The organism is Nitrospirillum guanabarense (assembly GCF_034653355.1).
Lineage (GTDB): Bacteria > Pseudomonadota > Alphaproteobacteria > Azospirillales > Azospirillaceae > Nitrospirillum.
In genome coordinates this window covers 731,470-756,988 of sequence record NZ_JAYEER010000003.1, presented here as the reverse complement: position 1 = coordinate 756,988, position 25,519 = coordinate 731,470, and the positions used below count along the sequence as shown (strand labels likewise).

Genomic DNA, 25,519 nt, shown 5'->3' with positions numbered 1-25,519 from the left:
ATCCGCGCGAAAATGGAAAAGGGCTCGCCGGGATGATCCGGCGGGCCCTTTCCCTTGGTCCTGTAGGATGGCCTCAGCTTCGCTTCACCCCCGCCATGGCGGCGTGCAGGCGGGACAGCTTCACCTTCCGGGGCCGCAGGGCCAGGTAGATCACCGGCGTGGTGTAGAGGGTGATGAACTGGGACACCAGCAGCCCGCCCACCAGGGCGATGCCCAGGGGTTGGCGCAGCTCGGCCCCCGTGCCGCCGCCGATGGCCAGCGGCACGGCGCCCAGCAGGGCGGTCAGCGTGGTCATGGTGATGGGGCGGAACCGTTCGCGGCACGCCTCGGTGATGGCGTCCACCGGGGATAGGCCCTGGATGCGCTCCGCCGCCAGGGCGAAGTCCACCAGCATGATGGCGTTCTTCTTCACGATGCCCATCAGCAGGATGATGCCGATGAAGGAGATCATCGACAGCTCGAACCCTGTGGCCATCAGCGCCAGGATGGCGCCGATGCCGGCCGACGGCAGGGTGGACAGGATGGTGATGGGCTGGGCCCAGCTTTCGTACAGCATGCCCAGCACGATGTAGATGGTCACCAGCGCCGCCACGATCAGCAGGGGCTGGCCCTGGTTCTGCTGCTGGAAGATGCGGGCGATGCCGCCCACCTCCACCCGCATCGAGGCTGGCATGGCCAGTTCCGTCACGGCCTGCTGCGCCCGGGCCAGGGCGTCCACCTGGGCGACGCCGTCGGCCAGGTTGAAGCTGAGGGTGGAAGAGGGGTACTGCCCCTCATGGTTCACCGACAGGGGGGATTCCTCGACCTTCACCTTGGCGAAGGTGGACAGCGGCACCATGCCCGCCACCGACTTCACATAGATGCGCACCAGGTCGTCTGGGCCCTTCTGCTCGTTGGGCGTCGCCTCCAGCACCACGTGGTACTGGTTGCGGGCGCCGTACAGGGTACTGACCTGTTTCTGGCTGAAGGCGTTGCCCAGCGCCGCGTCCACGTCCGACGGCGTCAGGTTCATGCGCGAGGCCAGGTTGCGGTCGATGACAACCTTGGCGTCCAGGCCCGCCTTGTCCTGGTCGGAACTAACGTCCTGGAAATAGTCGGGCAGTTCCTTCAGCTTGGCCACCAGCTTCGGACCCCATTCGTAGAGGTCGTCCAGGTTGTCGCTCAGCAGTGAAACCTGGAACTGCGAGTCGCTGCTGCGGCCGCCGAAGCGCAGGTCCTGCTCCGCCTGCAGGAAGACCTGCAGGGCCTCCATCCTGGCGAACTTGGGCCGCAGGCGGGCGATGACCTGGTCGGCCGTGGCGTCGCGCTGGTTCCGCGGCTTCAGCGAGATGGTCATGCTGCCGGTGTTGGCGCTGCTGCTGCCGGGGCCGCCACCACCGCCGCCGGTGGTGCCGCCGATGGCCGCCACCGCCGGATCGTCGGCGATGATCTTCACCACCTCCTGCATGCGGCGCTGCATGGTCTGGAACGAGGTGTCGGCCGAGGCGCGGACGCTGCCGCGTAGCAATCCGGTGTCCTGCTGAGGGAAGCCGCCCTTGGGCACCACGCCATAGAGGTAGAAGGTACCGAAGATGGTGCCCACCGCCACGCACAGCATGAGGATGCGGTGGCGCATCACCCAGCCCAGACCCTTCATGTACAGGTTGGTGGCGCCGTCCAGCGGCCGGCCCACCCAGCGGTCGGCCCAGTTGGCCTTGCGCTCCCGGGCATGGTCGACGAAGCGGGCGCACATCATGGGCGTCAGGGTCACCGACACGATGCCCGACACCAGGATGGCCGCCGTCAGGGTCATGGCGAATTCATGGAACAGCCGGCCCGCCAGCCCGCCCATGAAGATGATGGGCACGAACACCGCCACCAGCGACAGGGTCATGGACACGATGGTGAAGCCGATCTCACGCGCGCCGTCCAGGGCCGCCTGCAAGGGTGGCTTGCCCATCTCGCGATGGCGGACGGCGTTCTCGATCATGACGATGGCGTCGTCGACCACGAAGCCCACGCTGATGGTCAGGGCCATCAGCGACAGGTTGTCCATGCTGTAATCCAGCATCCACATGACGGCGAAGGTGCCGGCCAGCGACAGCGGCACGGCGGTGGCGGCGGCCAGGGTGGGCGCCAGGCGGCGCAGGAACAGGCCCACCACCAGGATGACCAGGCCGATGGAGATCAGCATGGTGATCTGCACGTCGTCCACGCTGGCGCGGATGGTGCCGGTCTGGTCGTTGACCACGTTGATGTCGATGCCGGGCGGCAACCACTTCTGGATCTGGCCCAGGTTGGCCTTGATCAGGTCCACCGTCTTGATGACGTTGGCGCCCGGCTGCTTCAGGACCGAGACCAGCACGGCCGGCTGCGTGCCGAACCAGCCCGCCTGCCGGATGTTTTCCGAGCTGTTCAGCACCGTGGCCACGTCGCCCAGGCGGAAGACGGTGCCGCTGGCGGTGCGCACCACCAGGTCGCGGTAGTCCTGCGCCTTCAGCATGGTGTCGTTGGTGGTGACCGTCATCAGCGTGTCTTCGCCGTCCATGGTGCCCACGGGCTGGCTGACGTTGGCGTTGGTGATGGCGGTGCTGATGTCGGCCAGGCTGATCTTGCGGGCGGCCAGGGCGTTCACGTCCACCTGGACGCGGATGGCGGACTTCTCGCCACCGGCGGCCGAGGCCTGGGCCACGCCCTCGATCTGCGACAGGCGCTGGGCCAGGATGCCGTCGGCGGCGTCGAAGATGGCCTGGTTGGTCAGGGTCTTGGACGTCAGGGCCAGCGTCATGATGGGCCGGCCGTTGGGATTGGCCTTGCGGAAGGTCGGCTGGCTGGTAAGCCCCGAGGGCAGGTCGGTGGCGGCGGCGCTGATGGCCGCCTGCACGTCGCGCGCCGCGTCCGTCACCGGCCGGCTGACGTCGAACTGCAGGATGATGGTGCTGACGCCCAGCGACGTGGACGAGGTCATCTCGTTCACGCCGGCGATCTCACCCAGGTGTCGCTCCAGGGGGGCGGTCACCGTCGCGGCCATGGTCACGGGGTCGGCCCCCGATTCCCTGGCCTGGATGAAGATGATGGGCAGGTCGGTGTTGGGCAGGGATGCCACCGGCAGGAAGGCGTACGCCACCGCTCCCACCAGCGCGAGGCCCAGGGCCAGCAGGGCCGTGCCGATGGGCCGGCGGATGAAGGGTTCGGAGATGCTCATGGGATGGCTGCCTTCACTCCGCCAGGCCCGTCAGGGACGGCGGGGCGTTGGGCGGCGGCACGTCCTCCATCCGCTCGCCGCCCGTGCGGCGGGCCACCCAGGCGCGCAGCCGCTCCATGTACAGATAGATCACCGGGGTGGTGTACAGGGTCAGCAACTGCGACAGGATCAGGCCGCCGACGATGGTGATGCCCAGCGGCCGGCGCAGTTCCGACCCCGTGCCATGCTCCAGCGCCAGGGGCAGGGCGCCCAGCAGGGCCGCCATGGTGGTCATCATGATGGGGCGGAAGCGCAGCAGGCAGGCCTCCACGATCGAGTCGTGGGGTGATTTGCCCTCCACCCGCTCCGCCTCGATGGCGAAGTCGATCATCATGATGGCGTTCTTCTTCACGATACCCATCAGCAGCACGATGCCGATCAGGGCCACCAGCGACAGGTCGTTGCCGGTCAGCCACAGGGCCAGCAGGGCGCCGATGCCGGCCGACGGCAGGGTCGACAGGATGGTCACCGGGTGGATGATGCTCTCATACAGCACGCCCAGGACGATGTAGATGGTGACCACGGCGGCGGCGATCAGCCAGGGCTCGCTGGCGATGGAGGTCTGGAACTCCGCCGCCTCGCCGGCGAAGGAGCCGGTCACCGTGTCCGGCATGCCGATGTCCTTCTCCGCCTTGGTCACGGCGTCCACCGCGTCGCCCAGCGACTGGCCCTCGGCCAGGTTGAAGGTGACGGTCAGGGCCGGGAACTGGGCCTGGTGGTTCACGGTCAGGGGCGCGCTGGTGGTCTCGATCTGCACCAGGGAACTCAGCGGCACCTGGGTGTTGGTGGTGACCTGGGTGCTCTGCGCCACCGTGTTCACCGCCACCGGCCCGCCCGTGCTGGGCACGTACAGGCGGCCCAGCGCCTCGGGGCTGGACTGCAGCTTCTCCGGCACCTCCAGCACCACGCGGTACTGGTTCATCTGGGCGTAGATGGTGGAGATCTGGCGCTGGCCGAAGGCGTCGTACAGCACGTCGTCGATGCTCTGGATGCTGACGCCCAGGCGGGCGGCCAGGGCGCGGTCGACGTTCAGCACCACCTGGCGGCCGTTGGTCTGCTGGTCGCTGGCGACGTCGCGGAACTGGGGCAGGCTGCGCAGCTTGGCCACCAGCTTGGGTGCCCATTCCGCCAGTTCCACGCCGTCGGCGTCGGCCAGGGTGTACTGGTACTGCGTGCGGCTGGCGCGGGCGCCGATCTGGATGTCCTGCACCGACTGGACGTAGACCTCGCCCTGCACACCCGACAGCATGTGGCTGAGACGCACGGCGACCGCGTCGGCATTGGCCGATCGTTTGTCCCGCGGCTTCAGGCCCACGGACAGGTGGGCGGTGTTGGGGGTGGGGTTAACGGTGCTGGCGCCGGCGAAGCTGGTCACCGACACCACGTCGGGGTCCTGGGCGACGATATCGGCCACCTGCTGCTGCAGGCGGCGCATCGAGGAGAAGGAGCTGTCCTGGTCGCCGTCCACGGTGATGGCCAGGATGCCGGTGTCCTGGCTGGGCAGGAAGCCCTTGGGCATCCACATGTAGAGGACGATGGTCAGCACCAGGGTGCCGATGGCCACCAGCAGGGTCAGGAACTGGAAGCGCATGACCACGGACAGGGTCCGCTCATAGCCCTTCAGCATCCAGTTGAAGCCGGCTTCCGTCCATTCCAGGGGGGAATATTTGGCCCAGCGCGCGCGGCGCCGGTGGGCGGCCTGTTCCTCGGCATGGCTGCGCAGCAGGCGGCCGCACATCATGGGCGTGACGGTCAGCGACACGACGGCCGAGGCGACGACGGCGATGGTCAGGGTCAGCGAGAATTCGCGGAACAGGCGGCCGATGATGCCGCTCATGAACAGCAGGGGGATGAACACCGCCACCAAGGACACCGTCAGCGAGATGACGGTGAAGCCGATCTGCTTGGCGCCCTTGTAGGCGGCGGGCAGGGGCGCCTCGCCCGCCTCGATGTAGCGGATGACGTTCTCGATCATGACGATGGCGTCGTCGACGACGAAGCCGGTGCCGATGGTCAGCGCCATCAGCGACAGGTTGTCCAGGCTGAAGCCGCACAGGGCCATGACGCCGAAAGTGACGATCAGCGACAGGGGCAGGGCCACGGCCGGGATGACGGTGGCACGGCCGGATCGCAGGAAGGCCAGGATGACCAGCACCACCAGCACGGTGGTCAGCACCAGGGTCTGCTGCACATCGCGGACGGAGGCGCGGATGGTCTCCGTCCGGTCAGCGACGATGGTCAGCTTGATGCCGGCCGGCAGGGCGGCCTGCAGCTCATGCAGCTTGGACTTCAGGCGGTCGGCCGTTTCCACGATGTTGGCGCCGGGCTGGCGCTGGATGTCCAGCAGCACGCCCTGCTTGCCGTTGAACCAGGCGCCCACGCGGGAATTCTCCAGCCCGCGGGTCACCACGCCCACGTCCTTCAGGTGGACGGGGGCGCCGTTCTTGTAGGTGACGATGACGTCGGAATAGGCCTCGGCCTTTTCGATCTGGTCATTGGCGGTGATGGTATAGGCCTGGGCGACGCCGTCGAAGCTGCCCTTGGCCTGGTTGACGTTGGCCTTGCCCAGGGCGGTGCGGATGTCCTCCATGCTCAGGCTGTAGGCGGCCAGACGCTCCGGCTGGATCTGGATGCGCACGGCGGGGCGCTGGTTGCCCTGCACGGTGACGCGGCCCACGCCCGACACCTGGCTCAGCTTCTGCGCCAGCAGGCTGTCGGCGGTGTCCGACAGGGTGGAGATGGGCAGGGTTTCCGAGGTCAGGGCCAGCGACAGGATGGGCGGGTCCGCCGGGTTGACCTTGGCGTATGTGGGCGGATAGGGCAGCGTCTTGGGCAGGGTGCTGCCGGCGGCGTTGATGGCCGCCTGCACGTCCTGCGCTGCGTCGTCGATGTTGTGGCCCAGGCCGAACTGCAGCGTGATGTTGGACACGCCGAAGCTGGAGATGGACGTCATGACGTCCAGGCCGGGAATCTGCCCTAGCTGGCGTTCCAGCGAGGCGGTGATCAGCGTGGCGGTGGTGTCGGCGCTGGCGCCGGGCAGCTGGGTGGTGACCTGGATGACGGGGAAGTCCACTTCCGGCAGCGACGACACCGGCAGCGCCCGATACCCCAGGAAGCCCACCAGCACGATGCCGATCGCCAGCAGGGTGGTGGCGATCGGCCGGGCGATGAAGGGGGCGGAAACGTTCATCGCGGCTGGCCGCCCTGACCGCTCTGGTTATTGGCCGGCGCGGGCTGGCCGTTCGCGGGCTGGTTGGGGTTGGGCGCACCCTGCGGCGTCGGGCCTTGGGCCGGGTCGCCGCCCGGCTGGCCGCCCTGGTTGCGGCGGCGGTGGTGCTCGCCCTCGGGACCGGCCTGGCCGTCGCCCCCCTGGCCGCGGTGGTGCTCGCCGCCGGCACCCGCGGGTGCGCCCGCGGGTGGCGTGGCGCTGGCGATGTTGATCTTGGCGCCGTCCTGCAGGCGGTCCTGGCCGTTGACCACCACGCGCTCGCCCACCTGCACGCCGTCGGACAGGGCGGACTTGTCGCCTTCGTTCAGGATGACGGTCACGGGGCGGGGGGTGACGGTGTTGTCCTCGTTGACGATGTAGACGAAGGTGCCGTTGGGGCCATGCTGGATGCTTGAGGCCGGCACCACGGCCAGCTTGGGCTTCACCTCCAGCAGCAGGCGCATGTTGACGAAGCCGCCCGGCCACAGGCGGTTGTCCTTGTTGGGGAAGGACGCCTTCAGCTTGATGGTGCCGGTCGTGGTGTCCACCTGGTTGTCCAGGGTGGTCAGCGTGCCCTTGTCCAGTTGCCTGCCGTCGGAATTGACGGCCAGCACGGTCAGGGTCTCGCCCTTGGCCAGGTGGGTGTTGATGACGTCCAGCTGCTGTTGCGGCAGGGTGAAGGTGCCCGAGATGGGCTGCATCTGGGTGATGACCACCAGGCCGGTGCTGTCGCTGGAACTGACGATGTTGCCCACGTCCACCAGGCGCAGGCCGGTACGGCCGTCGATCGGGGCCTTGGTCACGGTCCAGTCCAGGTTGGTACGGGCGGTTTCCACCGCCGCCTGGTCGTATTTCAACGTCGCCTCATACTGCGCGACGGTCGCCTTCTGCGTGTCATAGGTCTGCTGCGTGCCGTACTTCTCGGCCGCCAGGGCGCGATAGCGCTCCAGATCCAGCCGGGCGTTGGCCAGCTGCGCCTGGTCCTGCGCCACCTTGGCCACGGCCTGGTCGTAGGCCGCCTGGTACAGGCGCGGGTCGACGATGGCCAGCGTGTCGCCGGCCTTAACAGTCTGCCCTTCGGTAAAGGCGACCTTGGTCAGCTGGCCGCCGATGCGGGTCTTGACCGTGACGGTGTTCAGCGCCTGCACCGTGCCCAGACCGTCCAGATAGACCGGCATGTCGGCCAGCACCACGGGGGTCACCGCCACGGTGGGGATGGAGAAACCGCCGCCGCGACGTCCACCGCCACCCCCTGGGCCTCCCGGGCCACCGGGGGGCGGGCCGCCCGCGCCAGGCCGCCCGCCCGGCGCGCCTGGTCCGCCCATCGGGGAGCCGCCCGCGTCCTGGCTGCCCGGCTTCTTGTGCATGACCCACCACGCGCCACCACCCAGCAGCACCACGACCAGGGCAGACACCCAAACACTGCGTCGCATCGAAATTCCAACCTTCCCGACGATCTCTGGAACCGGGGTTTATACGCCGCCCGTCCGAAGATCCTGTTGCCTCGTCAAATCGCATGGATGGGGGTGTGGCCGGTAAGCTCTGGAAAGGCCCGTACCCGACTGCCCTGCTTAGTATTTCGCGCCTTCTCTTACCCCGAAAACCGCCAGGCGTCAGCACCGCTTGCACCTGTCCGCCTGGGGCCGCTTCGCCGTCTATCCCTGGGGCCATCCCGCCCGCGCCGGCCGGCAGGCTACAGCGGTGCCGGGTGACGGTTTTATGTCATCCCATACCGGACACCACCCGCGCCAATTGGCGCATGGCGGGGTGTAGCCGGCCCTGGCGGCGTGATCGGGACCGGATGATTTTGCATTGCGGCAAATCGCGCTCTGGTTTGGGGTTGACGCGGGTCCCCCAGCCGGTTTATTGGCGGGCCGTCGGCTGCCCACCGCCGTCTGGGACCCCGGTTCCGCGCGACGGGCGGCACGCCGTCAACCCCAAGAGAACAGTCACCCTGAGAATGAACCCTCGACCTAGTGAGAGCGGCGCGGACCCGTTTGGCCGGACCCATCCGGCGCGACTGGTCGCTTTTGACCGCCAGCCGGGACAGGGGTGTGGGTGGGATCGTCGGACCCCTCGCTGAGACGGGGGCGTTCACGCCCCCATCCCCGCCTTCGTCCCCGCCGGGCACCGGCCGCGTGACGGAGGCAGCAATGGCCCTCAATAAGACCCGTTTTCCCGCCGGGACCGATCCCGTGTCCGCCGTCATGGCGGCGGCGGCGCGTGCCGCTCAGGCGCAGCGCGCGGCCCTTTCTGGCCATGGCCTCACCCTGGTGTGGCGGCAGGACGCCACCGGCCGCCCTGTGATGGGCTGGATGCTGATGCGCCGACCGGTGGCCGCCAACGACATCGCCGCCAACGACGCGCCGTCGGAGGGCCGAACGCGGCGCGCCCTCTGATCGGTACCTGATTCCCCTGACGCTGTTCGGGCCCGAAACCCCCTCTGAAACCTTTGGCGGCGAGGGGAACGGCCAATGACCATGCACGTCCTTCACGGCGGCCGCGACGGGCTGGGATCACCCAGCCCGCTGGCGCGCCTGGCGCCGTCCCGCTGGGATGTGGTGGCGCTGCCGCTGGTCCTGGGCCTGCTGGCCCTGCTGGTGTTCGGCGGGCACGAGGTGGCGCAGCCGCTGTCACAGCTGGAACGCACGCCCATCACGCTCGATCCCTGGACCCTGCCCTACTACGCCCTGCGCACGACACTGCGCATGATGGCGGCTCTGGGCGCGTCCCTGCTGTTCACTTTGGTCTACGCGCCGCTGGCGGTGAAAAGCCAGCGCGCGGGGCAGATCCTCATCCCGGCGCTGGACATCCTGCAGTCCGTGCCGGTGCTGACCTATCTGTCCTTCACCGTGACCTTCTTCTTAGGCTTGTTCCCCGGCCAGGTGGTGGGGGCGGAGCTGGCGTCCATCTTCGCCATCTTCACCAGCCAAGCCTGGAACATGACCTTCAGCTTCTACCAGTCGCTGCGGACGGTGCCGTCTGACCTGGAAGAGGTGTGCACGGGCTATCACCTGTCCACCTGGCAGCGCTTCTGGCGGCTGGAGGTGCCCTTCGCCGTGCCTGGCCTGGTCTGGAACATGATGATGAGCATGTCCGGCGGCTGGTTCTTCGTCGTGGCCGCCGAGGCGGTGACGGTGGGCAGCACCACCATCACCCTGCCGGGCGTGGGGGCCTATCTGGCGCTGGCCATCGAACACCGCGACCTGGGCGCCATCGGCTGGGTCATCCTGACCATGCTGGGCGTCATCATCCTGTATGACCAGCTGCTGTTCCGGCCGCTGGTGGCCTGGGCCGACCGTTTCCGCGCCGACACGGTGCAGGCGGAAGAACGGCCGACCTCCTGGGTGCTGACCATGGTGGAACGCTCCACCCTGTTCCGCACACTGGGCCGTCCGGCCGGCGGCGCCGCCCGCGCCACCCTGCGCTGGCGCCTGCCGGTGTTGCCCAAGCTGCCGGCCCCCAAGCTCAGTCCCCGGGCCATCCGCATGGGGGATTATGTGTGGCAGGGCGCCCTGGCCGTCATGGCGCTGTACGTGGCGGTGCATGGCATCCAGTTCATGGCCACCGGCGTCACCTGGGGCGATGTCGGCCATGTCGTGCTGCTGGGGCTGGCCACCATGGTGCGGGTGGTCGTGCTGATCGCGCTGGCCGCCGTGATCTGGGTGCCCATCGGGGTGATGGTGGGCATGCGCCCGCGTCTGGCCGCCATCGTGCAGCCGCTGGCCCAGTTCCTGGCCGCCTTCCCATCCAACCTGTTCTTCCCCGTGGCGGTGGCCGCCATCGTGCACTGGACCCTGAATCCGGACATCTGGCTGTCGCCGCTGATGATCCTGGGCACACAGTGGTACATCCTGTTCAACGTGGTGGCCGGATCCCAGGCCTATCCCGTGGATCTGCGCGACGTCATCGCCAACCTGCGCCTGCGCGGCTGGAAGAAGTGGCGGGACGCCCTGCTGCCCGGTGTCTTCCCCCATCTGGTGACGGGGGCCATCACCGCCAGCGGCGGCGCCTGGAACGCCAGCATCGTGGCCGAGGCCGTGTCCTGGGGCGATACCCACGTCCAGGCGCGTGGACTTGGCGCCTACATCGCCCAGATGACGACGGACGCCGACTTCCCCCGCCTGGTGCTGGGCAACGTCGTCATGGTCTGCTTCGTCGTGCTGTTCAACCGCTTGGTCTGGCGTCCGCTCTACGGCTATGCCGAACGCCGCCTGCGCGTGTCCTGAAGGAACGGAGGTCCCCATCATGAACCCGACCCCGAAATCCCTGCGCGCGGTCCTGGGCGCGCATGCCCCGGCCGATCTGGCCACCGCCGGAGCCGCCCCCCACGGGACGCCCTCCGGCCCCCGTCCGCTGCCCAGCGGCGCGCCCATCCTGACGGTGAAGGCCGTCAGCAAGCGTTACGACGCCGATCCCGACAGCCCCCTGGTGCTGGACCAGGTGAACATGACCGTTGACCGGCGCGAGATCGTGGCCTTGCTGGGGCGATCCGGCTCCGGCAAGTCCACCCTGCTGCGCATCATCGCCGGCCTGTTGTCGGCCACCTCGGGGCAGGTGTCCGTGGCGGGAAAGCCGGTGTCCGGCCCGGCCAACGACGTGGCCATGGTCTTCCAGTCCTTCGCCCTGTTCCCCTGGCTGACGGTGCTGGAGAATGTGCAGGTGGGGCTGGAGGCGCGCGGCGTGCCGGCGGCGGAAATGCGCAAGCGCGCCCTGGCCGCCATCGATCTCATCGGCCTGGACGGGTTCGAGAACGCCTATCCGCGCGAGCTGTCGGGCGGCATGCGCCAGCGCGTGGGCTTCGCCCGCGCCCTGGTGCTGGACCCCGGCATCCTGCTGCTGGACGAGCCGTTCTCGGCCCTGGACGTGCTGACGGCTGAAACGGTGCGCACCGACTTCCTGGACCTGTGGAGCGACGGCCACCTGGCCATCGGCGCCGTGCTGCTGGTGACCCACAACATCGAGGAGGCGGTGCAGATGTGCGACCGCATCCTGGTGATGTCGTCCAACCCCGGCCGCGTGGCGGCGGAGATCGAGGTGACGCTGCCTCATCCGCGCGTCCGCACCGATCCGGCTTTCCGCCAGCTGGTGGACCACATCTACGGCCTGATGACGCGGCGTCGCAAGGCGGCCCCGGGCATCGCCGAGACGCTGGCCGCCGGCCTCAGCCTGCAGCTGCCGCACGTGTCGACCAATGTGCTGGCCGGCCTGATGGAACTGGTGGACGGTGCGCCGCACAACGGCGTGGCCGACCTGCCCGTCATCTCGTCGGCCCTGCAGATGTCCACCGACGACCTGCTGAAGGTGGCGGAAACCTTGCAGATGCTCGGCTTCGCCGAGGTGGTGGAGGGCGACATCCGCCTGCTGCCCCCGGCGCGGCAGTTCGCCCAGGCCGAGCTGGACGTGCGTAAGCGTCTGTTCGCCGACCACCTGCTGCAACGCATCCCGCTGGCCAGCCACATCCGCCGCGTCTTGCAGGAACGCCCCAACCACCGCGCCCCCCGGCCCCGCTTCGAGACGGAGCTGGAGGACCACATGTCCGAGACCGCGGCGGATGAGACGCTGAAGGCCATGATCAGCTGGGCGCGCTACGCCGAGGTCTTCGCCTATGACGGCGACACGGCGCAGTTCCACCTGGACGCGGAGGAAGAGGCTTAAGTTTAAGTTCCTCAGACGCCGGAGCCGCGTCCGCGGCTTTGGCTATCCTCGCTGCGCGCCCCTTTTTCCCGTATATAGCGGTGCTCGCTCCGGCGGACACGGTCGTGTCCTAGGGATCATGACGCCGATTTTGGGGCGGGTGGGTTGAAGAGACTTGGCAGAACGGGCCGCCGGTGGTGCACTGCGCGGCCCGTTCCCTTTTTCTGGACACCGCCCATGGCCCGCCTGGCTACCCCCCGCCTCATCGCCCTGTCCTTGGCCGGAGTGGCCTGGTTTGGCGGCGGCGCCGGGGCGGTGGGTCTGCCGTCCACACCGGCCAAGCCGGTGACGGACAGCTTCTTCGGCCAGGCGGTCGCGGATCCCTATCGCTGGCTGGAGGACTGGTCCGACCCTGTGGTGAAGCGCTGGTCGGCCGATGAAAACGCCTACAGCCGCGTCTACCTGGACGCCGTTCCCCAGCGCGCCACCATCAAGGCCCGCTTGGAGTCGCTGATCGCCGCCACGCCCAGCCGCTATTCCGGCGTGCGCGCCGCCGGCGGCCATCTGTTCGCCCGCTACACCGACCCCCGCCTGCAACAGCCGCAGGTGGTCATGATCGATGATGGGATGACCACGGCGCCGTCGCGCGAGCTAGCGGTGAAGGTGGTCATCGACCCCAACAAGATCGATCCGCACGGCCTGACGGCGGTGGACTGGTTCGTGCCCTCCCCCGACGGCCGCCTGGTGGCCGCCAGCCTGTCCGCAGGCGGCAGCGAGAACGGCAGCGTCCATGTCTTCGACACCGCCACCGGGACGGAGGTGGGGGAGGTCATCCCCCGCGTGCAGTACCCCACCGGCGGCGGCGACCTGGCCTGGGCCGCCGACGGCACGGGCTTCTGGTACACCCGCTATCCGGGGGAGGAGCGGCCGGAGGCTGATCGCCACTTCTTCATGCAGGTCTACTGGCACCCGCTGGGCGGCGACCCGCGCAACGACACCTATGTGCTGGGCCGCGACTTCCCCCGCATCGCGGAAGTGGAGCTGGACAACCGGGGGGGCACGGCACCCCTGGTCATCTCCGTCGCCAACGGCGATGGCGGGGAATTCGAACACTTCCTGCTGCCCCAGGCGGCCGGGCCCACCGGCGTCCCCCGGCGCTTGACCCAGTTCAAGGACAAGGTGGTGGCGGTGACGCCCGGGCCGGACGGCGCGGTCTACCTCATCTCCCGCCTCAACGCCCCGGCGGGCCGCCTGCTCCGCCTGGCGGCGGGCGACACGGACCTGGCCCACGCCAAGGTGTTGGTGCCGGAGGGCAGGGCGGCGCTGCTGTCCGACCGGGGCTCCCGTTCCCTGGCGGTGACGGACGCCCGCCTCTATCTGCGCCGGATCGAGGGCGGCCCCATCACCGTGGCCATGGTGGCGCCGGCCACAGGCCAGCCGCTGGGCCCGCTGCCCCTGCCACCGGTTTCGGCCAACCATGAGCTGGTACCCCTGGCGGGCGGCCGCGTGCTGTATGACATGACGACGTACCTGAAGGCGCCGCTCTACGCCGTGTATGACGAGCGCCGGCAAAGCATGGATGAGACCAAGCTGTCGGCCACGGGCGGGCTGGACTTCAGCGATGCCGAGGTGGTGCGCGACGCCGCCACTTCCGCCGACGGGACCCAGGTGCCAATCACCATCATCATCCCCCGTGGCGCCCGTCGGAATGGCAAGGCGCCGGCGCTGCTGACCGGTTACGGCGGCTTCGGCGTCAGCCTGACGCCCAGCCAGCTGACGGCGGAACAGCGGCTGTGGTTGGACGCCGGCGGTATCTACGCCATCGCCAATCTGCGCGGCGGGGCGGAGTTCGGCGAGGCCTGGCACGATGCCGGACGCCTGATCAACAAGCAGCATGTCTTCGACGATTTCACCGCCGCGGCCCGCCTGCTGGTCCAGCGCGGTTACACCGATGCCGACCATCTGGGCCTGATGGGCGGCAGCAACGGCGGCCTGCTGATGGGCGGCACCCTGACCCAGCATCCGGAACTGGCCCGCGCCGTGGTGGGCAACGTCGGCATCTACGACATGGTGCGCACGGAACTGGACCCCAACGGCGCCTTCAACATCACCGAATACGGCACGGTCAAGGACCCGGCGCAATTCCAGGCGCTGTACGCCTATTCCCCCTATCATCATGTGAAGGACGGCGTCCGCTATCCCGCCGTGCTGCTGGCGACGGGCGAGAATGACGGCCGGGTGAACCCCATGCATTCACGCAAGATGGTGGCGCGGCTGCAGGCGGCGGATCCCGCCGGCCTGCCCATCCTGTTGCGCACCACCGCCAATGCCGGTCACGGACATGGCAGTTCCCTGGCCGAGCGTGTGGCGCTGTCGACCGACATTTACGGCTTCCTGTTCGACCAGCTGACCATGACTCTGCCGGCGGCTCCGGACAAGTGATGCTTTAAGGCTGTCGCGGACGGGGCGGCTGGCCCATAGTAGGGGCCTGTTTTTCCTCAAGCTTGGGTCCGCCTGGTGCCATGACGTCCCCGCCCGCCGCCCTGCCGCCATCCGCCCCCGCTGGGGATGGGCTGGACTGGCTGGACCCCGCCTGCCGGCTGGTCCAGGACGGCCAGGTTCATGAACGGTCGGCGCTGGTGGGGCGGGCACGGGATCTGGCGGAGCGGCTGGGGCCGGTCGGACGGATGGCGGCGATGGCGGCCACGCCCCTGGCGGTGGCGACGGCCCTGCTGGCCGCCCGTTTCCGCAACGCCGAACTCTTCCTGCTGCGGGGAAGTGATGTGCCGGCAGGGGTGGATGCCCTGGTGGATGCCGATGGCAGGGTGATCCGCCTGAGCGATGGGGCGCCAGGGACCGCGTCCAATTTCACCCTGGTGCTGGAAAGCTCCGGCACCACCGGCACACCCAAGCGTCTGTGCCATGATTTCGATCGGCTGGCGGCCCGTGTCCAGGCGGGGCGGGGGCGGGGCGGCGTCTGGCTGGCCACCTTCGACCCCGGTGGCTACGCCGGCCTGCAGGTGCTGCTGACCGTGCTGCGCGGCGGCGGCGCCTTGGTGGCGGGTGACGCCCACGATGTGCCGGCGCTGGCGGACCTCGCCCAGCGCCACGCGGTCACCCATATCAGCGCCACGCCCAGCTTCTGGCGCGCTTTCCTGCTGACGGGCAAAAGCCCGCCGCTGAAGGCCCTGACCCTGGGCGGGGAGCCGGCGGACCAGCCGGTGCTGGACCGCTTGGCGGCCGCCTTTCCTGGCGGCACCATCCGCCACATCTACGCCAGCACCGAGGCCGGCGCCCTGTTCGCCGTGGCCGACGGGCGCGCCGGCTTCCCCGCCGCCTGGCTGGAAACGGGGGTGGAGGGCACGGATTTGGCGGTCCGCGACGGCGTGCTGTTCGTGCGCGGTCCCCGACTGGCCACCGCCCTGGCCGACGGCCGGCGGCTTATCGATGCCGACGGCTGGTACGCCACCGGCGATCGGGTCGAGGTGGTGGGCGACCGGGTATTGTTCCGGGGGCGTGAGGACGGCGTGGTCAATGTCGGCGGGGTGAAGGTCATGCCGGACGCGGTGGAAGCCCTGATCCAGGCGGTGCCCGGCATCGTGGACGCCGCCGTGCGGGTGCGGCCCAGTCCCATCACCGGGCATCTGCTGACGGCACAGCTGGTGGCGGCCCCGGGGCAGGACCCGGCGGCCCTGCGATCGCAGGTGGCGGCGGCCCTGGCCGACTTGCCGCCGGCGGCGCGCCCCCGGCGCCTGGATTTCGTTACGGAGCTGGAATTATCCCCGTCTGGAAAGAAGAAGCGGGTGCATGAATGACGGATCATATCATCGTCACCGGCGGCAGCCGGGGCCTGGGCTTGGCGTTGGCGCGCGCCCTGCTGGTGGATGGCTGGCGCGTCTCCACCTGTGCCCGCAGCCCCACGGCGGAGGTTGAGGAACTGGCGGCCCAGCATGGTGATCGCTTCCTGTTCCAGGCGGCGCGGGTGGGTGACGCCGCCCAGGTGACCGCCTTCGTCGATGCCGCCGCGGCCTGGGCCGGCGGCCTTTACGGTCTGGTCAACAACGCCGGTATCGCGCGTGAGGGCATCCTGGCCACCCTGCCGCAGGTGGAGATCGACGCCCTGATTCAGACCAACCTGAACGGTGCCATCCAGGCGGCGCGGGCGGCCCTGCGCCACCTGCTGCGCCGATCGGCCACAGCCAGCCCGGCCGGCGGGCGCATCATCAACATCTCTTCCATCATCGGGCAGCGCGGCTATACCGGCCTTGCCGCCTATGCCGCCACCAAGGCGGGGATGGACGGCATGACCCGTGCCCTGGCGCGCGAGGTGGGACGGCGGGGCATCACCGTGAATTCGGTGGCGCCCGGCTATCTGGAGACGGAAATGTCGTCCACCCTCAGCGCCGGCCAGCGCGACCAGATCATCCGGCGCACGCCGCTGGGCCGCCTGGGCACGGCCGATGACGTGGTGCCGGTGGTGCGCTTTCTGCTGGGCCCGTCCGCCGCCTATATTACCGGGCAGACCCTGGTGGTCGACGGCGGCATCAGTTGCTGATGGGAGGACATTGATGGCCTTGGCCCGGTTGAACGGCGTGGCGGTGCGGGGCATCGTCTCGGCACTGCCGGCCCGGGTGGAAGACACCACGGACCTGGCCGCCCGCTTCGGGGAAGAGGCGGCGCGGCGCCTGGCCACGGCCACCGGCATCCATGCCCGTCATCTGGCGGCCCCGGACCAATGCACCTCCGACCTGGCGGTGCCGGCGGCCCAAGTCCTGCTGGATGGCCTGGGCTGGTCCCCCGACAGCATCGACCTGCTGGTCTTCGTCAGCCAGACCCATGACCAGGTGCTGCCGGCCACGGCTTGCCTGGTGCAGCGGCGGCTGGGCCTGGCCAAGAGCGCCGCGGCCTTCGATCTGACGCTGGGCTGCTCCGGCTACGTCTACGGCCTGTGGGCGGCGGGTTCTGCGCTCGCCTCGCTGCTGCCCCGGACGGATGGCCGGCCGGCGCGGGCCCTGTTGCTGGCGGGCGACACCACCAGCCATATCCTCGATCCCGATGACCGGGCGGTGGCCCCCCTGTTTGGCGACGCCGCCGCCGCCACGGCGCTGGAGATCGACGCGGATGCCCCGGCCATGATCGTGGATCTGGGCACGGATGGCGCTGGTGCCCCCTATCTCATGGCGGCGGGCGGCGCCATGCGCGCGCCGGACCAGCCGGCCCGCCTGTTCATGGACGGCACGCAGGTCTTCGCCTTCACCCTGCGCGAGGTGCCGGGCGCCATCGCCGCCACCCTGGCCGCGGCGGGTTGGACAGCCAAGGATGTGGACCGCTTCGTCCTGCACCAGGCCAATGAGATGATGATCCGCCGCCTGGGCCAGAAGATCGGCGCCACGGATGAACAGCTGGTGTTGGCCCTGGCCCGCCATGGCAACACCAGTTCGGCCAGCGTGCCGCTGGCCCTGACCGACGCCGCGGCGGCCAGCCTCAAGGCCGGGTCCTTGCGGGTCCTGCTGTCCGGATTCGGGGTGGGATGGTCCTGGGCCACGGCGGCGGCCACCTTGGGGCCGATGGCCGTGTGCGAGACCATTGTGCTGCCGGCCTGAGGAAGGCCGGGCCCTATTCCTCGATGGCCGGGGCGGCCACCTTGCGGCGGCGGCGCACCACCTCCACCGGCGGCTTGGGCGCCGGCGCGGTCTCGGCCGTTTCCTTGATGTCGAATAGTTTACGGCACAACTTCAAGGCACGGTAATTGTTGCCCTCCCGCACCAGTGTCTGGACCTCGTCGAACAGGTCGGCCTTGTCGGGATGCTGGACCCGCGCCTCTTCCAGGATGGCGGCGAAGTGCACCATGTTGGTGCTGGCGTCCTCGGGGAAGATGTAGATCAGTTGGATGATGAAATAGAGCCGCTTCTCGATGGTGTCGCAGTTCTCTTCCTTCAGGATTTCCCGGCCACGCAGGAAATTCACCTTGTTGTAGAAGAACAGCGAAACGGGATGATCGCCGATGCCGATGACGGCGCCGTTGACGATCAGTTTCTCTCCCGGGCGTAGCACCAGTTTCAGCGGCAAGGGGGGAATCCTTCCTTCAGAACGCGGTCCCGGGGGCCAGAGCCCGCGGCGGGGACCCAGCCAAACAGGCCGGATCGGGCAAACCTTAAACGAATGAAACCGCCCGGACGGGCGGCGTATGCGCGCACCCCTAGGAATTACGGCAGCAGGCCCCGTCCGGTCACCAAAAAACCGCCGCCGGCCGGGATCGCATGGCAAAAAAAAGGTGGCGGACGTTGCCGTCCGCCACCCTTCGTACTTCCACGTTTGGGCTGATCTATTAGAACAGCTTGAGGATGGACTGCTGAGCCTGGTTGGCCAAGGACAGGGTGGTGACACCCAGGGACTGCTTGGTCTGCAGGGCCAGCAACTGGGCGCCGGCTTCGTTCTGGTCGACCTGCGTCAGGTTGTCGGCGCCATCCTGCAACACATTGTTGAACGCGTTCGTGAAGTCCGAACGGGTCTGGATGATGTTCAGGTTGGTGGCGAGCGTCTGAGAGGCGGAGCGCAGAACGTTGGTCGCGTTGGTCAACTGGGCCTGCGCCTTGTCGATGTCCGCCCGGTCCAGGAAGTTGTTCTGGGCGTAGTCGACGGCCAGGCCCTGGCCCGAGGTGGTGACGTTGGTCGCCGCCACGGTGATGCCGCTGCTGTTGTTCTCGTTGAACTGAACGCTCAGGTCGTTCGACGTCCCCGCCGCAGTGGTCTGCGACGTGGTGATGTTGGCGGCCCGGCTTGCGCTGGCAGCCTGCCGAACCGTGCTGGCGGCGACGTTCAGACGAACCGTGCCAGTGTCGAACGAGAAGGCGTTCTCACCATCGGACAGCTTGGAAGATCCGCGCTCGTTGGTGCCGGAACGGGTGACGGAGACGCCATTCAGGTCCGTGGCGGTCACGGAAATGTCCACGTTCTTTTCGATGGTGGAGGTGCCGTTACCGGCCGTGCCCAAAGCTTCCAGCGACGCGCGGTCGATGGTGAAGGACACCACCGTGCCCGACGAGAAGGACAGGGAAATGTCTTTCGTCAGGGCGTTGGACGCCGAGGTGCCCAGGGTGAAGGTGTTGGCCGTGCCCGTCGAGCCGGGAGCCGCCAGGGTGAAGCTGTTAACGCCGGTGCCGGGGGGCGTAACCGTGAAGCTGGACAGCGAGCCGCCGGCGGCGGTGGCGGCGGTGATCCTGCCGGCCAAGCCGGCGGCGATGTTGGCATCGCGGGTGGCCGCGTCCGCCGCCGCCACGTCACCGGCCGACGCGGTGTAGGTGAAGGAGGTGCCGTTGACCGTGGCGGTGAAGGTGTCGCCCTGGTCGACGTTGCCGGTGATGGTGATGGTCGACTTCTGGGGGGTGCCGGAGACGCCCGCGGTGGTCAGGGTGTTCGAGGCGGCCTGGCTGTTGTCGAAGAAGTTGATCGTCCGCGACTCGTCGCCTTCCGTCACCACCACGCTGCGGGTCTGGCCAACCGCGCCGCGAGTTTGGATGGAGATGTCCGAGAAGTTGCCGGTGGTGCTGCTCAGCTTACCGGAAACCTTCAGGCCAAACACGCCACGGGCGGTTTCGGCGTTGGCGATGTCGCCGGCGGCGCCGGAGATGGCACCGGTACCGGAGACCTTCACCGAGTAGGTATCGGCGCCGGTGATGTTGGTGACGCGGGCGTTCGAGATCGAGGTGATCGAATTCGCGGTCTCGATCGTGGTCGAGGTGGCGGCGAACGACTGGCCGTTGCCGGCGACCAGGTTCTTGCCCGAATAGCCGCTGTCACCCGCCAGCTTGTCGATCTGGTCCTTGATGCCGTTGAACTGGTCGGCCAGCGACTTGCGGGTCGCGATGGAGCCGGCGTCCGTGCCCAGGTTGGCATAGGCGGTCGTCAGCAGGCCCTGGGCCTGGGTCACGAGCGATTGAATGGAGGTGATGCCCTGGCTGCCCGCCTTGATGGTGCTGACGGCCTGCGTCATGCCATCCTTCAGGGTGGACAGGTCGCTCGCGCGCTGATTCAGGCTCTGCGCGGCGAAGAAAGCGGTCGGACCGTCAAGGGCGGAGTTGACCTTGTTACCGGTCGCCAGCTGGTTTTCCAGCTTGCTGGTCGCGGTGTTGGTCTGCTGCAGCAGCAGCAGGTTGGTCCGCATGCTGGACGAAAGCTGAACGGCGTCAGACATAAAAAGTCTCCTTTGGAGAGGGTGTGTGTCGCCCGAGTTTTTCGGACACGTTAAGAGATGACTGGTTTTAGCGGCGGAGTCAAGTCACGATTGATAAAATTTTAGACGTTTTGTCTATGTCCGAGGACTTACCCATCGAGCCGGCCTTCACCGCGATGCTTCAATACATCCCGGATCGTTGACGGATCCTTAACATGGATCAAGGCAACCCGATAGCGGTATCAGCGCCGCGCCAGGTCGGCGGCCATCTGGGCCATGATGGGCGCCCAGTCGCCGCGGGCCCCCTGCCGATAAAGGCGGGCGGTGGGGTACCAGTCGCTGTCCGTCCGGCCCAGCCCCCAGCGCCAGTCGGGTATCTGAGGCAGGACGACCCACACCGGCCGCCCCAAGGCGCCCGCCAAGTGCACCGGGGCGGTGCAGGAGCTGATCAGCAGATCCACCTCCGCCAGGATGGCGGCGGTGTCGGCGAAGTCCTTGATTTCCGGCGCCAGGTCGGTGAAGGCGGTGGGCAGATCCGCGTCCGCCAGGTCCCGCCGCCCGTCACCCATCTGGATGCTGAAGAAATGCGCGCCCGGTACCCGCAGCACGGGCGCGAAGGCCGGCAGGCGCGGGGAACGCCAGCGGTCGCCGGTGAAGTTGGGGTTGCCGGCCCATACCAGGGCCACCTTCAGGGCGGCGGTGTCGCCCACGGCTTCCCGCAGCCGGTCACGCCACCGCGCCCGGCGACGGTCCTCACCCGGAAGCCCGTCCAGGGAAAGATAAGGCACCTCGTTCGGGATGGGGGCCAATCCGGCCTGGAAAAGGCCGGGCAAACTCATGACCGGGCACTGCAGGTCGAAGAGCGGCAGCGGCCGATCCGTCAGCGCCAACTCCAGCCGGCCGGGTTGCACCAACCCCTGGAACAGAGCAGCCAGTTCCGGCGGCGTCTCCACCAGCACGCGGCCGCCCCGGGCGGCCACCAACGGCAGGTAACGCGCGGCCATCAGCATGTCACCCAGACCCTGCTCGATATGGATCAGCAGCGTGCGGCCGGGGAAGGGCGCGCCGTCCCAGCCCGGGCGGTCGAAGGTGCGCAAGGGATTGGCGCGGCTGTACCGCCGCCACTCATACAGCGGCCAGCCCGTGGCGTAGCGGCCCAGCAGCAGCGACACCAGCGCCAGGTTCCAGTTGGCCTCCACCGCGTCCGGCTTGAGGGCCAGAGCCTTCTCCGCCGCCGCGGCCGCATCCTCGAGCCGGCCCAGATCGTGCAGGGCGGCGCCCAGGGCCGTCCAGGCGCGGTGGAAGGCGGGATCCAAGGCCAACGCCCGATGATAGGCGTCGATCGCACCTTGCACGTCGTCCATGGCCCGCCGGCCCATGCCGACATTCAGCCAGCCGCCGACGAAGGCGGGGTTTAGGCGCACAGCCTCCTCATAGGCGGCCAGGGCCTCGGCCGGCCGGTTCAGCTCGGCCAGGACGGTGCCCAGGTTGGTGTGCAACTCGGGTATCAGGGGGAAGAGGGCCAGCGCCCGTCGGTAGCTGGCGGCCGCCTCGTCCAGCCGCTTGGCCGCCTTCAGCGCGCCGCCCAGGTTGGACAGGGCCTCGCCAAAGCGGGGGTCGGCCGCCACCGCCGCCTGCAGCGCCGGTATCGCCTCCGCCGTCCGCCCGGCCGCCAGCAGGCAGACGCCCAGGCCGTTCCACGTTTCGGCCCTTGGTGGCAGGTCGCCCGCCCTCCGCACGGCCACGGCCTGTTGGTACAGGGCCAGCGCGGCATCCGGGCGATCCTCCCGCAGGGCGGCGGCCCGACCCTCCAGCAGGGAGGCCAGGGCACCAGCCGCCTGCCCATGCCCGGGTTCGGCCGCCAGCACCCGGCGATACAGCGCCTCCGCCGCTTCCGCCTGCCCCAGGGCTTGACGCACCGCCGCCAGCAGCAGGCTGACGGTCGCCACCTCCGGCGCCAGGTAATGGGCGCGTTCCAGCCGCGTCAGGGCCGCCGGGTCGTCGCCGCGCTGATGGGCCGCCAAGCCCCAGAGATACAATGCCCGCGCGTGATCGGGCGCCACGGCCACCACCCGACCGTACAGTAGTTCCGCCTCCGCCAGGCGGCCGGCCTCATGGTGGTCCAGCGCCAGCTTCAGCCTGTCTTCAACGGTGGTCATGGTGATCGTGCCGCCCCGGCTGATGCCCCTGCGATGTGCCCGCAGCATGGCCGTGAGCGGTGTGCCGGTTCAAAACAAATCGCGGGGTCGGATCGGAAAAAACGGCAGGCTTCCGCCACCGGGCGGCGGCGAAAGGGGGCGGACTGTTGATGATCTGAAAGGACGGGGAAAGGAGTCAGGCGACCACGTTGACGGCGGCGGCGCCCAGGGTGACGGCCGCCACCGTGGGGCTGATCACGGCGCTGCCCGACCCGCCGCCGCCAGCACCGCTGGAGGATGCGCCCGTGGCGCCGGCCGCCGTGGCGGTGGCGTCGGATTTGGCCGCCGGCTGGTCGTTGGACGGGGCGGTCACCTCGGCCGGCAACAGCGGGTTGCCCCCTTTGTAGTGCGGGGCGCCGGTGGCGCGCAGGCGGTATTGCTCCACCACCTGACGGGAGGGAATCTGGTAGTCGACGGCACCGGTGGTGCTGTCGCGGAACTGGGTGATGGCGATGGCCGCCTGGCTGTCATAGGTGACGGCGGGGCTGATGTAAGCGGGCGCCGAGAGGCGGGACGTCGCTTCTTCGGCCGACGTGCTGGTCCCGGCCGCCTCGGTCGTGGTGTCGTTGGCGGCATGGCCTAGGGTCGCCAAGCTCCCGCCGGGAGTTTGGGCATAGGTGGAACCGGTGCTTAACACGCCATCCAGGGCCATGGACTTCGGTCCTTGGTTAGGAGACAATGGGAAATATTCGACATGCCCCCAGGCAAGGGACATGCGCAGGCCAGGAAGACATCGGTTCGGTTCCCCTTATTCCACCTTTGGTTCCGGAGACCTTCCCGGGGACGAATCCTGGGGGAAGGCCGACGGAGAGATGGTCGGGGGTGGCGGATTCACGCCACGGTAAACTTTTCAACAATAACTTTAACAAAATTGACGCGGCCGCACAAATTTTTTTCGCAACTCTACCGTTAGGATAGAGCGTGGCCTCGCCCCGCATGCGATCAAAGATTGCGACGCCAAGCGGCTTTGTAAAGGGTGGTCGCAGAAAACATAATTTTTTCAGTGGCTTGGATTCGCAACCAAGTCACTCGCCACCTGACGTGCCGTGGCTGTCCAATCGTCCCAGCTCTCTTGGCGATACAGGCGCAGAGTGGGGTACCACGGGCTGTCGGCACGGTCGCGCAGCCAGCGCCAGCAACCGTCGGCGCGGGACAGCAGCCACACCGGCCGGCCCAGCGCTCCCGCCAGATGGGCGACCGCGGTGTCCACGGTGATGACCAGATCCAGGCAAGCCACCAGCGCGGCGGTATCGGCGAAGTCGTGCAATTCCCCCGTCCAATCCACCAACGGGAAGGGTGCCGTGGCCGCCTGTGCCGCGGGGGCGCCCTTTTGCAGGCTGATGAAGCGAACATCGGTGGCGGCGGCCAGGGGAGCCAACACCGCCAGCGGCACGCTGCGCCGCCGGTCGATCAGGGCCGACACGGGATCGTCCGGTCGGGGATCGCCACCCCACACCAGGCCAACGGCCCGCATGCCGGCCGGCACGGCCCGCGCCAGCCGCGCGCGCCAGCCATCCACTGGCGGCGGCGTCAGATAGGGGCACGGGGCCGGAATGGTCTCCAGCGTGGTGCCCAGGCGGTGCGGCAGGCTCATGAGCGGGACGCGGGCGTCCCAATCGGCGGCGTTGACCGCGGCGCCGGGCGGCAGCACCGTCACGCCAGGCAGGCTCAGCGCCATCAGCCGCGCCAGCGCCGGCTGCGCCAAGAAGCCGATTTGGGCCAGGCCAAACCGGTCCGCCGCCCCCGCCAGCAGGGCGGCGTAACGGGCGAATTGCAACGTGTCGCCATGCCCCTGTTCGGCATGCAGCAGCAGGCGCGTGCCGGCGGGCGCCATCCGGCCCGGTCCCCCCCATTCCGGCAGTACGGCCAGGGTGGGGTCAAGCGGCGGCATTTGGCCCGTCTGGTGGCGCCACTCATATTCCTGCCAACCCGTGGCCAGGTCGCCCGCCAGCAGGCGGGCCAGCGACCGCTGCCAGTGCACCGCCGGTTCCTCGGGCGCCAAGGCCAGCGCCTGCAGGTAACGTGTCTCCGCCCCGCGGTCGTCACCCAGGTCCTTCAGCACGGTGGCCAGGTTGGTCAGCGGCCGGTGGTCGTCCGGCGTGGCGTCGGCGGCGCGGGTCAGGATCTCCGCCGCCTCGGACAGCCGGCCCTGGGCGTGCAACAGCACGCCCCGGTGGTTCAGCACCTCCACCCGGCCGGGTTCCAGGGCTTCGGCCTGGTCCAGCGCCGCGGCGGCGGCGTCGAAGTGGCCCAGCCGGGTTTCCACGAAGCCAAGGTTGATCAGGATTTCGACCGTTTCGGCTGGCGCGCCGGGCAGGGGCAGGGCCCGGCGCAGGGCGTCCGCCGCCGGCGCCGGCTGGTTCAAGGCCATCAGCGCCAGGCCCAGCCGGGCCCAGGCCTCGCGCCGGCCGGGGTCCAGGTCCACCGCGCGGCGGGCCAGGGTGGCGGCAATCGTCGCGTGATGGATGCCCGGGAATTTGGCGGCGTCGGCCAGATGGCTGGCGGCCTGGTTCAGCCAGAGACTCGCCAGGTTGCGCGTGGCGCCGGCATGGCCGGGTCGTCGCCGCAGAACCTCGGCGAAGGCGGCTGCGGCCTCATCCGTCAGGCCGGCGCGCGTCAGGGCCACCGCCAGGTCGTCCAGGGTGTCAATATCATCCGGCGCCAGGGCGACGGCGGCCTTCAGGGCCCGCACAGCGGCCGGCACGTCGCCGGCGGCCGCCAGGGCGCGGCCCCGTCGCCGCTGCCAGCCCGCGGCCTGGGGGGCATGCGGGTCCAGGGCCAGGGCTTGTCCCAGACCCTCCGCCTCCAGCGCAGGTCGGCCCAGGGCGGCGGCCGCGTCGGCGCGGGTGACATGGAAGGCGGCGGCGCCTGGATTGGCCTGCGTGGCCCGTCCTGCCAAGTCCAAGGCCTCGTCCGCCCGGCCCGTCTGCAGGCACAGCACGGCCAGCAGGTTCAGCGTGTCGCCCTCCGCCGGGGCCACCTCCAGGATGCGGCGGTAGATGACCTCGGCAAAGTCCAGGGCGCCTTCGCGATGGTGGCGCAGGGCCTCATTCAGGGCATCGGCGATGCTGGCCATGACG

General features: G+C 69.0%; 15 protein-coding genes. 7 read left to right on the top strand and 8 right to left on the bottom strand.

Features of this window, described 5'->3' with window-relative positions; translation table 11 throughout:
* Positions 1-73: 73 nt before the first annotated feature.
* Genes UAA55_RS12860 through UAA55_RS12850 form a run of 3 tightly spaced genes read right to left on the bottom strand, consistent with a single transcriptional unit; the run spans position 74 to position 7,864 of the window.
* Positions 74-3,184 (bottom strand): efflux RND transporter permease subunit, encoded by a 3,111-nt coding sequence (locus UAA55_RS12860; RefSeq protein WP_322953201.1) that lies wholly within the window; start codon positions 3,182-3,184, stop codon positions 74-76.
* Positions 3,185-3,197: 13 nt separating this feature from the next.
* Complete coding sequence (locus UAA55_RS12855) at positions 3,198-6,413, bottom strand: efflux RND transporter permease subunit (RefSeq protein WP_322953199.1); 3,216 nt, start codon at positions 6,411-6,413, stop codon at positions 3,198-3,200.
* Positions 6,410-7,864 carry an efflux RND transporter periplasmic adaptor subunit gene (locus tag UAA55_RS12850; RefSeq protein ID WP_322953198.1) on the bottom strand — a complete coding sequence of 485 codons (1,455 nt, stop codon included), beginning with the start codon at positions 7,862-7,864 and terminating at the stop codon, positions 6,410-6,412. Before UAA55_RS12850 ends, UAA55_RS12855 begins: the two co-directional genes overlap by 4 nt.
* Positions 7,865-8,584: 720 nt before the next feature.
* On the opposite strand from UAA55_RS12850, the gene UAA55_RS12845 reads away from it, so the two are divergent.
* The 7 genes from UAA55_RS12845 to UAA55_RS12815 all read left to right on the top strand — a co-directional run bounded on the left by UAA55_RS12845 (position 8,585) and on the right by UAA55_RS12815 (position 17,671).
* Positions 8,585-8,830, top strand: coding sequence for a hypothetical protein (locus tag UAA55_RS12845; RefSeq protein WP_322953196.1), 246 nt, complete (start codon positions 8,585-8,587; stop codon positions 8,828-8,830).
* 75 nt (positions 8,831-8,905) lie between these two features.
* Positions 8,906-10,660 (top strand): ABC transporter permease, encoded by a 1,755-nt coding sequence (locus tag UAA55_RS12840; RefSeq protein WP_322953193.1) that lies wholly within the window; start codon positions 8,906-8,908, stop codon positions 10,658-10,660.
* Between the two features lie 19 nt (positions 10,661-10,679).
* On the top strand, positions 10,680-12,089 hold the full coding sequence (locus UAA55_RS12835) for an ABC transporter ATP-binding protein (protein ID WP_322953192.1): 1,410 nt from the start codon (positions 10,680-10,682) through the stop codon (positions 12,087-12,089).
* 216 nt (positions 12,090-12,305) lie between these two features.
* Positions 12,306-14,510: a prolyl oligopeptidase family serine peptidase gene (locus tag UAA55_RS12830; RefSeq protein WP_322953191.1), complete on the top strand. Its 2,205-nt coding sequence runs from the start codon at positions 12,306-12,308 to the stop codon at positions 14,508-14,510.
* Between the two features lie 80 nt (positions 14,511-14,590).
* Positions 14,591-15,883, top strand: coding sequence for an AMP-binding protein (locus UAA55_RS12825; RefSeq protein ID WP_322953189.1), 1,293 nt, complete (start codon positions 14,591-14,593; stop codon positions 15,881-15,883).
* Positions 15,880-16,623 carry an SDR family NAD(P)-dependent oxidoreductase gene (locus tag UAA55_RS12820; RefSeq protein WP_322953188.1) on the top strand — a complete coding sequence of 248 codons (744 nt, stop codon included), beginning with the start codon at positions 15,880-15,882 and terminating at the stop codon, positions 16,621-16,623. Before UAA55_RS12825 ends, UAA55_RS12820 begins: the two co-directional genes overlap by 4 nt.
* A 13-nt stretch (positions 16,624-16,636) precedes the next feature.
* Complete coding sequence (locus tag UAA55_RS12815; RefSeq protein ID WP_322953187.1) at positions 16,637-17,671, top strand: ketoacyl-ACP synthase III; 1,035 nt, start codon at positions 16,637-16,639, stop codon at positions 17,669-17,671.
* Positions 17,672-17,684: 13 nt separating this feature from the next.
* Here the strand turns inward: UAA55_RS12815 and UAA55_RS12810 are convergent, their stop codons facing one another.
* From UAA55_RS12810 to UAA55_RS12790, 5 genes are all read right to left on the bottom strand, one after another.
* Complete coding sequence (locus UAA55_RS12810) at positions 17,685-18,137, bottom strand: flagellar biosynthesis repressor FlbT (protein WP_322953186.1); 453 nt, start codon at positions 18,135-18,137, stop codon at positions 17,685-17,687.
* A 259-nt stretch (positions 18,138-18,396) separates the two neighbouring features.
* Positions 18,397-20,262, bottom strand: coding sequence for a flagellin N-terminal helical domain-containing protein (locus tag UAA55_RS12805; protein ID WP_322953184.1), 1,866 nt, complete (start codon positions 20,260-20,262; stop codon positions 18,397-18,399).
* A 221-nt stretch (positions 20,263-20,483) separates the two neighbouring features.
* Entirely contained in the window at positions 20,484-22,400 is a 1,917-nt protein-coding gene (locus tag UAA55_RS12800; RefSeq protein WP_322953183.1) for a tetratricopeptide repeat protein, read from the bottom strand.
* 175 nt (positions 22,401-22,575) lie between these two features.
* Positions 22,576-23,091 carry a hypothetical protein gene (locus tag UAA55_RS12795; protein ID WP_322953182.1) on the bottom strand — a complete coding sequence of 172 codons (516 nt, stop codon included), beginning with the start codon at positions 23,089-23,091 and terminating at the stop codon, positions 22,576-22,578.
* Positions 23,092-23,439: 348 nt separating this feature from the next.
* Positions 23,440-25,515: a tetratricopeptide repeat protein gene (locus tag UAA55_RS12790; RefSeq protein WP_322953181.1), complete on the bottom strand. Its 2,076-nt coding sequence runs from the start codon at positions 25,513-25,515 to the stop codon at positions 23,440-23,442.
* Positions 25,516-25,519: the final 4 nt, after the last annotated feature.